At 67.5% G+C, this 11234-nt stretch carries 9 protein-coding genes; 6 read left to right on the top strand and 3 right to left on the bottom strand.

All coding sequences use genetic code 11. The features are described 5' to 3' along the window. The first annotated feature begins 197 nt into the window (after window positions 1-197). From AC3G88_RS16580 to AC3G88_RS16570, 3 genes are read left to right on the top strand one after another with little or no spacing between them, the layout of a single operon-like run. Window positions 198-707, top strand: a complete 510-nt coding sequence (locus AC3G88_RS16580) for a MotA/TolQ/ExbB proton channel family protein (protein WP_400397596.1) — start codon at window positions 198-200, stop codon at window positions 705-707. Further along, window positions 704-1069, top strand: coding sequence for a DUF2149 domain-containing protein (locus AC3G88_RS16575; protein WP_488893572.1), 366 nt, complete (start codon window positions 704-706; stop codon window positions 1067-1069). Before AC3G88_RS16580 ends, AC3G88_RS16575 begins: the two co-directional genes overlap by 4 nt. Next, window positions 1066-1932, top strand: coding sequence for a ChaN family lipoprotein (locus AC3G88_RS16570; RefSeq protein ID WP_488893571.1), 867 nt, complete (start codon window positions 1066-1068; stop codon window positions 1930-1932). The genes AC3G88_RS16575 and AC3G88_RS16570 overlap by 4 nt, the downstream gene beginning before the upstream one ends. Window positions 1933-2090: 158 nt before the next feature. On the opposite strand, the gene AC3G88_RS16565 is transcribed toward AC3G88_RS16570, so the two are convergent. Then, complete coding sequence (locus AC3G88_RS16565; protein ID WP_488771649.1) at window positions 2091-3569, bottom strand: sensor histidine kinase; 1479 nt, start codon at window positions 3567-3569, stop codon at window positions 2091-2093. Between the two features lies 1 nt (window position 3570). Further along, entirely contained in the window at window positions 3571-4263 is a 693-nt protein-coding gene (locus tag AC3G88_RS16560; RefSeq protein WP_488893570.1) for a response regulator, read from the bottom strand. A 213-nt stretch (window positions 4264-4476) separates the two neighbouring features. On the opposite strand from AC3G88_RS16560, the gene AC3G88_RS16555 reads away from it, so the two are divergent. Next, window positions 4477-5568, top strand: a complete 1092-nt coding sequence (locus AC3G88_RS16555; RefSeq protein WP_488893685.1) for an ABC transporter substrate-binding protein — start codon at window positions 4477-4479, stop codon at window positions 5566-5568. Window positions 5569-5623: 55 nt separating this feature from the next. Here AC3G88_RS16555 and AC3G88_RS16550 read toward each other — a convergent pair whose 3' ends face one another. After that, the gene (locus AC3G88_RS16550; protein WP_400393413.1) at window positions 5624-6337 is read right to left on the bottom strand and encodes a TetR family transcriptional regulator; all 714 of its coding nucleotides are present in this window, start codon (window positions 6335-6337) and stop codon (window positions 5624-5626) included. Window positions 6338-6769: 432 nt separating this feature from the next. Here AC3G88_RS16550 and AC3G88_RS16545 point away from each other — a divergent pair, with 432 nt between their 5' ends. Together AC3G88_RS16545 and AC3G88_RS16540 are read left to right on the top strand one after the other, a co-directional pair. Further along, window positions 6770-8038: an efflux RND transporter periplasmic adaptor subunit gene (locus AC3G88_RS16545; protein ID WP_488771647.1), complete on the top strand. Its 1269-nt coding sequence runs from the start codon at window positions 6770-6772 to the stop codon at window positions 8036-8038. A 39-nt stretch (window positions 8039-8077) separates the two neighbouring features. After that, window positions 8078-11233: an efflux RND transporter permease subunit gene (locus AC3G88_RS16540; protein ID WP_488893569.1), complete on the top strand. Its 3156-nt coding sequence runs from the start codon at window positions 8078-8080 to the stop codon at window positions 11231-11233. Window position 11234 lies beyond the last annotated feature (1 nt).

Below are 11234 nucleotides of genomic sequence, written 5' to 3'. Positions count from 1 at the left end.
AACAGGTGCGCAATTCACCTGTCACAGCCATCGTGCCGATGCTATCTTGGCTGGCCCGGCGCCTTGCCTTGGCAACTGCAACACCCGGCGGTGGGCCGGGCGGCGCAGAGTCGCATGCTGATCTACACAAAGAATTGAACTTTGATATCTATGCGTTCGGTTATTCGTCGTATGGATATCCGTCGTCGCGCTAGACCATGACCCCTACCCTGCTTGAAACCTTGATGTACGACGTTGGCCAGCTGTTCCTGTATCCGACGCTGGCGCTGATCGGGTTGCTGTTCCTCTACGCGTTCTGGGCGCTTGGCGATTTTGCGATGCAGGCCTGGCTGCGCGGCCGCCATCCCGTCAGCTCGGGCCGCGGCTATCCGCTGGTCGCCTGGGCGCGCCGGCACAAGGTGAGCCACCCCGACGCGCTGGACGTCACGGCGCACAAGCTGCTGGAACGTCCGCGCATTGCCACGCGCGTGGCACCGATGCTGGGCCTGGTGGCCACGATGATCCCGATGGGGCCGGCGCTCAAGAGCCTGTCCGGCGGGAATCTGGCCAATGTGGGCGAGAACCTGACCATCGCGTTCTCGGCCGTGATCCTGGCGCTGATCGCGGCCAGCATCACGTTCTGGGTGGTCAATGTGCGCCGGCGCTGGCTGGCCGAGGAACTGGTCTGGCTGGGCCAGTCGCAGCCGCAATGGGAGTCCGAGGCATGAAGTTCCTGGAGGAGAGCGAGGCCGACGATCCGATCCTGTCGGTCGTCAACCTGATTGACGTGTTTCTGGTGGTGATTGCCGCCCTGCTGGTGACCATCGCCCAGAACCCGCTCAATCCGTTCACGCACCAGGACGTGACGATCATCTCCAACCCGGGCAAGCCGAACATGGAAATCGTGTCGCGCCAGGGCGAGAAGATCGTGCGCTACCAGGCCAGCGGCCAGGTGGGGTCCGGCGACGGCATCAAGGCCGGCGTGGCCTATCGCATGAAGGATGGATCGATGGTCTACGTACCCGAGACGCCGGTGGCAGCGAACGGCGGCACCCAGGCACAAACGCAACCGGAGCCCGCCCGGCCATGATGCGCACACCCGTTGCCCTGCTTGCGATGGCGGTGGCCGTGGCGCTTGCCACCGGCTGCGCATCGACCGCCATGCCGCCGCCCCCTGCCACGCCGGCCGCGATCGGCCTGATGTTCCCCGACAAGTCATACGTGCTGCTGGGCGAAGTTCACGACAGCGCCCCGGCCCAGCAGCAGCGCCTGCAGGCGCTGACGCGTGCGGTGGAAGCGGGCTGGCGTCCTGCCATCGCGATGGAGCAGTTCGACCGCGAACGTCAGTCCGATATCGAGCGGGCCCGGCGCGAACGGCCGCACGATGCCGACTACCTGATCGAACAGGCGGCCGGCAGCCAGAGCGGATGGGACTGGGCGCTGTACAAGCCCGTGGTGGCGCTGGCGCTGCAGTACGACTTGCCGCTGCGCGCGGCCAACCTGTCGCGGGCCGACGCGGCAAGGATCGTGCGCGGTGGCTATGGCGATGTCTTCGCCAGCGACCAGCAGGCGGCGCTGGGGCTCGATGGCGCGTTGCCTGCCGACATCGTGACGGCACAGACCGCCGTGCTCGACGCCGGCCACTGCGGCCATTTTCCGCCGGCCATGTTGCCGGGCATGCTGAACGCGCAGGCGGCGCGCGACGCCGTGATGGCGCAGACGCTGCGGCCCTACGCCGGGCGGGGCGCGGTGCTGATCGCGGGCAACGGCCACGTGCGGCGCGACATCGGCGTGCCGCGCTGGCTGCCCGAGGACGGTTCGCGCGTGCTCAGCGTCGGGTATATCGAGTCGGATTCGCCCGACAAGGGCTTCGACGTCGTGGTGCGCGTACCGGCGAAGGAGCGCGACGACCCGTGCAAGGGGGCGGTGATGGGCAAGCCGATGAAACAGTGAGCCACCTGCCTGCATTGCTCCCCTCTCCCGCGAGCGGGAGAGGGGCAGGGGGAGAGGGCGAGCCGTTCCAAATGCGACGGGTCAGCAAGCAGAACCTCGATGCCCTCTCCCCCGACCCCTCTCCCATTCCATGGGAGAGGGGAGCCGGACAGCAGCAGCTAAGTATCCGCCAGCGCAAAACTCAGTTCCGCGCGCAATCCCCGGCCCTGCGTGGCATCGCGCAGCGTCACCTTGCCGCCAAACCTGGCCGCCATCTCGCGCGTGATCGCCAGCCCGAGACCCGACCCGGGCTCGGTGTTTTCCACGCGCCGGTAAAAGCGCGCAAATACCTTCTCGCGTTCGCTCTCCGGAATGCCGGGGCCATCGTCCTCGACCACCAGCAGCGCGCGGCCTTCGCGTTGTGCGGCCGATAGCGTGATGCGGCTGCCGCGCCCCGAGTACTGGATCGCGTTGTGTACCAGGTTGGCCAGTGCCTCGCGCAGCAGGGCGGCGTCCGCACGGACCGGCAGCGTCAGGCCGGCAGGCCGCTCCCATCCAAAATCCTGCTGCTTGCCGCGCGCCAGCGGCAGGTAGTCCAGCGCCACCTGTTCCGCCACCGTGACGGCGTCGATGATGCCCGCTTCGTCATCCTGCGTGGTGCCTTCGCGCCCCGGCTGCCGCACGCGCGCCAGGGCCAGCAGCTGGTTGGTCAGGCGCGCCGCCTGTTCCAGCTGCGTGACGATGCCGCCGACGGCCTCGGCGGCGGCTTCGCGGGCCGGCTCGTCCTGCCGCAACTGCAGCTGCCGCTGTGCGAATTCCGCCTGGGTCTTGAGGATGGCCAGCGGCGTGCGCAGCTGGTGCGCGGCGTCGGCAATGAACTGCGCCTGCGATTGCGCCATGGTCTCCGAGCGCGATACGTGCAGGTTGACCGCATCGACCAGCGGCCGCACCTCCACGGGTACCACGTCGAAGGCCAGTGGCGCGAGATCGTCGGGCGAACGGGCGCGGACGTCGTCGCGTACCCGTTGCAGCGGCTTGAGCACGTAGGTGATGCCGCCGACCAGGATCACGGCCGACAGCACGATCAGCGCGATATCGCGCAGCAGCGCGCTGCGCCAGACGTTGCCGATCAGGGCGGCGCGCGGCTCCGCGGTTTCGGCCACCTGGATGATGACGCGCATGTTGGCGTCGGGCCGGTAGATGGGCCGCGCCATCGTGGCGACGCGCACCGGATCGCCGTGGTAGATGGCGTCGTTGAAGCGCGGCACGTTGTTGGCCAGCGGGCCCTTGGGCAGCGGCAGGTCGTCGTAGCCGGTCACGGTCTCGATGCCGCCGCCGCGTTCCATCGACACGCGATAGAACACATGGGTCTGCGCGGCCGTCTCGAACATCTCCATCGCCGCGTCAGGCAGCGTGAGCTGCACGCTTTCGCCAGCCATGCCGATGGCGTTGTCGATGGTGCGGATCGAGCCGTACAGCGAGCGGTCGTAGGCCGTGTTGGCGGCATCGCGCAGCGTGCCGTAGGTGAACCATGTGTCGACAGCCATCATCAGCGCCAGCGCCGGCACCAGCAGGATCAGCAGCTGGCGACGCAGGCTGCCGCGCAGCCACAGCCGCACCGGCAGGCGGGCGCGCTGGCGCAGGTGGCGGCGCCACATGTCAGGCTCCGGCCCAGGGCGGTTCCGTGGCTTCGGGTTCCAGCAGGTAGCCGAACCCGCGCAGCGTGACGATGGTGACCCCGTGGCCGGTCAGCTTCTTGCGCAGGCGGTAGACCAGCACTTCGATGGCGTCGGGGCTCACGTCGGCATCGAGCGAGAATACCTTGTCCAGCAGTTGCGCCTTGGTCAGCGGCTGGCCGCTGCGGGCCAGCAGGGCGCCGAGCAGCGTCGATTCGCGCGGGGTCAGCGACAGCGGTGCGCCGCCCAGCGTAAAGCTGCGGGTCTCGCCGTCGAACACCAGCGTGCCGCATTGCAGGCGCGGATGCGCGCGGCCGCGGCTGCGGCGGATCAGGGCGAGGATGCGGGCTTCGAGTTCGGCGATGGCGAACGGCTTGGGCAGGTAGTCGTCGGCACCCAGGTTCAGGCCGCGCACGCGTTCATCGAGCGTGTCCTGGGCGGTCAGGATCAGCACCGGGGTGCGGTCGTCGCGGCCGCGCATGGACTTGAGCACGGCCAGGCCGTCCTTGCCGGGCAGGCGCAGGTCCAGCACCACGGCGTCGTACTCCTCGGCCATCAGGCGCGCTTCGGCCTGCAGGCCATCGGCGACGTGCTCGATCACGAAGCCGCCCTGCTCCAGCGCACGTGCCACCCAGCGGGCCAGTTCCACTTCGTCTTCCACCAGCAGGATGCGCATGCCGGACCTCCTCTGCCCGCTCTTGTCGTGTCTCGCGGGCCGCCCCTGCGTGCCGCGGGCGCCTATAATACCCCCGCCCTGCCCGCAGGTGTCTGCTGGCTGCCTCGCCCACGTCCGCACACCATCGTCCTGTCTTCTCCGCCGCCCGTGCCGCCCCCATCCCCGGAACCGTCCTGCTTCACGCGTCGCCAGTTGCTGCTGGCAGGTGGCGCCATGGCCATGGGGTTCCCGGCGCTGGCCCAGCCAGGGCCGCGTGTGCCGGATGGATATCCGGGCGACTACGCCGACGTCATCGCCCGCGCCCAGCGCGAGGGGGGCGTCACGGTGTACGCATCCACCGACCTGGAAGTGGTGCAGCTGCTGATCCAGGGGTTCGAGGCGCGTTATCCCGGCGTGCGCGTGCGCTACCAGGACCTCAACACGCTGGAACTGCATGAGCGGTTCCTGGCCGAGAGCGCGGGCATGGGCCCGGCGCCGCCCAGCCGCGACGCCGCCTACGCCGACGTGCTGTGGAGCACGGCCATGGACCTGCAGATCAAGCTCGTCAACGATGGCCATGCGCAACGCTACGAGTCGCCCGAGCGCCCCGGACTGCCCAGCTGGGCGGTGTGGCGCGACGAAGCCTGGGGCACGACGTTCGAGCCGGCCGTCATCGTCTACAACCGCAAGCATTTCGCGTCGGCGCATGTGCCGGGCAGCCGCAGCGGCCTGGCGCGCCTGCTGCAGGAGCATGCGCCCCAGTGGCGCGGCAAGGTGGTGACGTACGACGTGGAGCGTTCGGGGGTGGGCTACCTGCTGGCGCAGCAGGACGCCCGCATGGGTAACGAATTCTGGTACCTGGCGCAGGCGCTGGGGCGTGCCCAGGTGCAGATGTCGGCATCGACGGCCGACATGGTCGAGCGCATCGCCAGCGGAGAACTGGTGCTTGGCTACAACCTGCTGGGGTCGTACGCGCTGTCGCTGATGGAGCGCGGCGCCGGTATCGGCGTGATTGCGCCGCGCGACTACACGCTGGTGATGTCGCGCGTGGCATTTATCGCGCGCCGGGCGCCGCGGCCCAATGCCGCCCGGCTATGGCTCGATTACCTGCTGTCGCGCGCAGGGCAGGCGTTGCTGGGGCAGTCCACGTCGCAGCTCTATACCATCCGCACCGATACCGACAGTGCGCATACGGCCAACGCCCTGGCAGAGCGGCTGGGCTACGCGCTCAAGCCGATCAGCGTGGGGCCGGGCCTGCTCGCCGCGCAGGATGCCCTGCGCAAGAAGGCCTTTCTCGCGCGTTGGCGCGAGGCCCTCAAGGGTTGAGTCGGGCGGGGTCGGTGGTTGGGGTGGCCGGGCTGAAGCTGCCGGCACCGGATGTCTATTCGGCGACGACCTGCGGCTGGCGCTCGCACAGCGCGGCCATTTCCTGGTCCAGCGGCGCCATCGGGCGCGGCACGTAGCCCACGCGCAAGGCCGGGGACAGGCGCAGCGTATCGATGAAGGTGTCCGCCAGGCGCTCGGCCTCGCGGTTCAGGTCGAAATCGGTCGGAGAGAACAGCCAGTGGGCCAGCACGCCGCCGATCGCGGCGTGGAATGCCATCACGGCCAGGTCCAGATCCAGGTCTGCCGGCAACTGGCCGCGCTCCATGGCCAGGCGCAGATGCTCGCGCATCTTGACCGTGCCGTCCTGGTGCGACGCGCGCTGGCGTTCGAAGATGGCGCCGTTGTCCTCCACCATCTCGCACTTGTGGAAAATGATCTCGAAGACGCGGCGCCACTGGGGATTGGTAACGGTCTGACGGAACACGAAGGCGCAGATGTCGCGGATGCCGCCGAGCGGATCTTCCTGCAGCGCCAGCCGCTCAGGCGCGCACAACGCTTCCACGGGCAGGTTCACGCGGTCCGCCATGGCGGCGAACACGTCGCTCTTGTTCTTGAAGTGCCAGTAGATCGCGCCGCGCGTGACACCGGCCGCCTCGGCGATGTCCGCCAGCGACGGGCGCGCCACGCCACGGGCGTGGAACACGGCCTCCGCCGCGTCCAGAATCCGGTTGCGCGTCTCGAGTGCTTCTTCCTTGGTACGTCTGACCATTTCCTCTTTTCCCGGGGCCAGTGGATGGCCGTCCGGGTCTCCTGATGCCAACGCGCAAATGCGCCGAAGGGCTTCTCTTGCCAAATTGCTCTACCGCACCGGCGGCCGCATCGTACCTTGAATGGAACAATCGTGCTTACAGGGGCGGAACATTCCAATGCACACAACAGGTGCCATGTGTTGCTAACTGCGCTAATTTCGTAACCGGGACTTACATACATGCGCGAATGTATCTATACTACTCGCCTGTCCGGATTTCGGCCAAGCCGTTTTTTTGGCCGGTTGCGGTGATCATCCACCCGCAACCTCTGGCGTCCGTTTGACTCAAGCATCACTTTTTTAGCCGCCGCGCCCCGCCCCCGGGGCGCGCCTGCTTCCAGCCCAGCGTTGGGGCGGCGCGGCAGATCTCAAATTTTCATCATGGGGTTATCGATGAGGAAGTCCCAACGTATCCGTAGCGCAGCCGTTGCTGCCGCCGTCACTGCCGCTGCCCTGGCGCTGTCTGCCTGTGGCCAGAAGGCGGCTCAGGGCGGCGCGATGCCGCCGCCGGAAGTGGGTGTGGTCACCGTCACGCCGTCCGCGGTTGCCGTTGTCAATGAACTGCCGGGCCGGCTCGAAGGTGTGCGCACTGCCGAAGTGCGTGCGCGTGTCGAAGGCATCGTCCTGTCCCGCAATTACACCGAGGGCGGCGAGGTCAAGGCCGGCCAGGTGCTGTTCCGCATCGATCCGGCCCCGTACCAGGCGCAGCTGGCCTCGGCCAAGGCGCAACTGGAGCGCGCCGAAGCCAATGCGGTCTCCGCGCGCCAGAAGGCCGAACGCTACAAGCCGCTGGTGGCCGTGAACGCGGTCAGCAAGCAGGAATATGACGAGGCCGTGGCCGCCGCAGGCCAGGCCAATGCCGACATCGCCGCCGCCAAGGCCGCCGTGACCACGGCCCAGATCAACCTGGGCTACACGACCGTGACGTCGCCAATCTCGGGCCGCGTGGGCCGGGCGCTGGTGACCGAAGGGGCGCTGGTCGGCAAGGGAGAGGCCACCAAGCTGACCACCGTCGAGCAGGTTGACCCGATCTGGGTGACTTTTACCCAGCCGGCTTCGGAAGTGGCGCGCCTGCGTGCCGCCATCGAATCGGGCAAGGTCAAGGGTGTGAACGGCGGGGCCAAGGTGCATCTGTACCCGGAAGCCGGCGACAAGGAATACGCCGCGACGGGCAAGCTGCTGTTCTCGGACATGACCGTCGACCCGACCACCGGCGCCATCACGCTGCGGGCCGAATTCCCGAATCCGAAGCGTGAACTGCTGTCGGGCACGTTCGTGCGCGTGAAGATCGAGCAGGGTGTCGACGAGAACGCGCTGACCGTGCCGCAGCGCGCGCTGATCCGCAGCGCCCAGGGCGCCAGCGTGCTGGTGGTGGGCGCCGATGGCAACGTGGCCGCGCTGCCGGTCAAGGCGCCGCAGGCCATCGGCGACCGCTGGGTCGTGACCGAAGGCCTGAAGGGCGGCGAAAAGGTGATCGTGGAAGGCCTGCAGAAGGTGCGCCCGGGCGCGCCGGCCAAGGCCGTGCCGTTCCAGGCCCCGAAGACGGCGGATGCCCCGGCATCGGCGCCGGCCGCCACCGCGCAGGGCGACAAGCCCGCCGCGGACGGCAAGGACGCCAAGGACGCCAAGGCCGACGACAAGTCGGCCGCCAAGCAGGGCTGATCGGGCCCTCGACCAAAGCCATAAAAGGGAGCCAGCTTCATGGCGAAGTTTTTTATCGACCGGCCGGTGTTCGCGTGGGTGCTCGCGCTGATCATCGCGCTGGGCGGTCTGTTGTCGATCGTGCAGTTGCCGATTGCGCAGTACCCCAATATCGCCCCGCCGATCATCACGGTGACCACCACCTACCCCGGTGCGTCGGCCAAGACGATCGAGGACTCGGTGATCACGCCGATCGAGCAGGAGCTCAACGGCGCACCCAACCTGCTCTATTACGAATCGCAAAGCGAATCGTCAGGGCTGGCGACGATCAACATCTCGTTCGCGCCGGGCTCGAACGCCGACCTGAACTCCGTGGAAGTGCAGAACCGCCTGAAGCGCGTGGAAGCGCGTCTGCCGGCGGAGGTGCGCCAACAGGGCGTGCGGGTCGACAAGGCCGGCAACAACTACATGATGTTCATCACGGTCTCGTCGAAGTCGGGTAAATCCGACGCGATCGAGCTCGGGAACTTCGTGTCGGCCCAGGTGGTGGATTCGATCCGCCGCGTGCCCGGCGTGGGTGCGGCCGACCTGTTCGGCACCGAGTACGCGATGCGGATCTGGCTGGATCCGGCCAAGCTGACGGGCTACAACCTGACGCCGCTGGACGTGACCGCCGCCGTGTCGGAGCAGAACATCCAGGTGGCCGTGGGCGAACTCGGCGGCACGCCGTCGCCGCGCGGCACCGAGCTGAACGCCACGGTCAACACCGAAAGCCGGCTGACCACGCCCGATCAGTTCGCCAACATCCTGCTGCGCGTGAATCCGGACGGCTCGTCGGTGCGCATCAAGGACGTGGGCCGCGTGGAACTGGGCGGCGCCGACTATTCGACGCTGGCCCGCATCAACGGCAAGCCGGCTTCGGCCATCGCCATCAAGCTGTCGCCCACCGGCAACGCGCTGGCCACGGCCACCGCCGTGCGCGCGAAGATGGACGAGCTGCAGCGGTTCTTCCCGCCCGACTACGAATTCAGCGTTCCCTACGACACGTCCGCGTTCGTGAAGATCTCGATCGAGGAAGTGGTCAAGACGCTGCTGGAAGCCGTGGTGCTGGTGTTCCTGGTGATGTACCTGTTCCTGCAGAACTTCCGGGCCACGCTGATTCCGACGCTGGTGGTGCCGGTGGCGCTGCTGGGGACGTTCGGCGCCATGCTGGCGTTCGGCTTCTCGATCAACGTGCTGACCATGTTCGGCATGGTGCTGGCCATCGGTATCCTGGTGGACGATGCCATCGTGGTGGTCGAGAACGTCGAGCGGATCATGAGCGAGGAAGGTCTCTCGCCACGCGAGGCCACCCGCAAGGCCATGAGCCAGATCACGGGCGCCATCGTCGGCATCACGCTGGTGCTGACCGCCGTGTTCATCCCGATGGCGTTCTTCTCGGGCTCGGTCGGCAACATCTACCGCCAGTTCTCGCTGTCGCTGATCTCGTCGATGGTGTTCTCGGCCATCCTGGCCCTGACGCTGACCCCGGCCCTGTGCGCAACGCTGCTCAAGCCGGTCGAGGCAGGCCATCATCACGAGAAGAAGGGCTTCTTCGGCTGGTTCAACCGGACGTTCGCCACGGCGTCGACCGGCTACCAGGGCATCGTGGCGCGCGTCCTCAAGCGCTCGGGCCGCTACCTGATCGTGTACGCGGTGATCATCGCCGGCGTGGTCCTGCTGTTCCAGCGCCTGCCGTCGTCGTTCCTGCCTGACGAAGACCAGGGCTACATGATCACGGTGGTGCAGCTGCCCACGGGCGCCACGCAGGAGCGCACGATCGGCGTGCTCAAGCAGATCGAGGACTACTACCTGCAGAAGGAATCGAAGGTGGTGGACCAGATGATCACCGTGGCGGGCTTCTCGTTCTTCGGCCGTGGCCAGAACGGCGGCATTGCGTTCGTGCGGCTGAAGGACTGGAAGGAGCGTCCGGGTGCGGACCAGACCGCGCAGGCCCTGGTGGGCCGTGCGTTCGGCGCGCTGTCGTTCATCAAGGACGCGATCATCTTCCCGCTGAACCCGCCGGCCATTTCCGAGCTGGGCAACTCGTCGGGCTTTGACTTCCGCCTGCAGGACCGGACTGGCCAGGGCCACGCGAAACTGATGGAAGCGCGCAACATGATGCTCGGCATGGCCGCGCAATCGCCTGCCCTGGTGGGCGTGCGTCCGGAAGGCCAGGAAGACGCGCCGCAGCTGCGCATCGACATCGACCGCGAAAAGGCGCGTGCGCTGGGCGTGGCGGTGGCGGACATCAACCAGACGCTGTCGATCTCGTTTGGCTCGTCGTACGTGAACGACTTTATCTACGAAGGCCGCGTGCGCCGCGTGATCGTGCAGGCCCAGGGGTCTGACCGGCTGCTGCCCGACGACCTGGGCAAGCTGCGCGTGCGCAATGCCAACGGCGACATGGTGGCGTTCTCGGCGTTCTCCACGTCGCAGTGGGTGATGGGCTCGCCGCGCCTGGAACGCTACAACGGCATGCCGGCCGTGAAGCTGGCAGGTCAGGCCGCGCCGGGCAAGTCCACGGGCGAGGCGATGCGCGTGATGGAAGAGAACTTCGCCAAGCTGCCGCCTGGCTTCGGTTTCGAGTGGTCGGGCCAGTCTTATGAAGAACGCCTGGCCGGATCGCAGGAGCCGATCCTGTACACGCTGTCGCTGATCATCGTGTTCCTGTGCCTGGCGGCCCTTTACGAGAGCTGGTCGATCCCGGTATCGGTGCTGCTGGTGGTGCCGCTGGGTGTGATCGGTGCGCTGCTGGGCGTGACGCTGCGCGGCATGCCCAACGACGTGTACTTCAAGGTGGGCCTGATCGCCACGATCGGTCTGTCGGCCAAGAACGCCATCCTGATCGTGGAATTCGCCAAGGACCTGCAGGCGCAGGGCCGCAGCCTGGTCGATGCCACGCTGGAAGCGGTGCACCTGCGGTTCCGCCCGATCCTGATGACGTCGATGGCGTTCATCCTGGGCGTGCTGCCGCTGGCCATCTCCACGGGTGCGGGCTCGGGCAGCCAGCGCGCCATCGGTACCGGCGTGATGGGCGGCATGATCACGGCAACGTTGCTGGCCATCTTCCTGGTGCCGGTATTCTTCGTCGTGGTGCGCAGCCGGTTCAAGGGCAGCCGCGCCCAGCACGAACGTGAGCAGGCGCGCCTGGAAAGCAGCCAGAGGGAAATCTGAC

Source organism: Cupriavidus sp. 86D6, from assembly GCF_057815095.1.
The sequence above is the reverse complement of the archived record's forward strand: the minus strand, read 5'-3'. Positions and strand labels throughout refer to the sequence as shown.

What these genes read in the sequence shown, in the direction of transcription:
- AC3G88_RS16580 (WP_400397596.1), top strand. Translation starts at nt 198, where the DNA reads ATGACCCCTACCCTGCTTGAAACCTTGATGTACGACGTTGGCCAGCTG.
- AC3G88_RS16575 (WP_488893572.1), top strand. Translation starts at nt 704, where the DNA reads ATGAAGTTCCTGGAGGAGAGCGAGGCCGACGATCCGATCCTGTCGGTC.
- AC3G88_RS16570 (WP_488893571.1), top strand. Translation starts at nt 1,066, where the DNA reads ATGATGCGCACACCCGTTGCCCTGCTTGCGATGGCGGTGGCCGTGGCG.
- AC3G88_RS16565 (WP_488771649.1), bottom strand. Translation starts at nt 3,569, where the DNA reads ATGTGGCGCCGCCACCTGCGCCAGCGCGCCCGCCTGCCGGTGCGGCTG.
- AC3G88_RS16560 (WP_488893570.1), bottom strand. Translation starts at nt 4,263, where the DNA reads ATGCGCATCCTGCTGGTGGAAGACGAAGTGGAACTGGCCCGCTGGGTG.
- AC3G88_RS16555 (WP_488893685.1), top strand. Translation starts at nt 4,477, where the DNA reads ATGGCCATGGGGTTCCCGGCGCTGGCCCAGCCAGGGCCGCGTGTGCCG.
- AC3G88_RS16550 (WP_400393413.1), bottom strand. Translation starts at nt 6,337, where the DNA reads ATGGTCAGACGTACCAAGGAAGAAGCACTCGAGACGCGCAACCGGATT.
- AC3G88_RS16545 (WP_488771647.1), top strand. Translation starts at nt 6,770, where the DNA reads ATGAGGAAGTCCCAACGTATCCGTAGCGCAGCCGTTGCTGCCGCCGTC.
- AC3G88_RS16540 (WP_488893569.1), top strand. Translation starts at nt 8,078, where the DNA reads ATGGCGAAGTTTTTTATCGACCGGCCGGTGTTCGCGTGGGTGCTCGCG.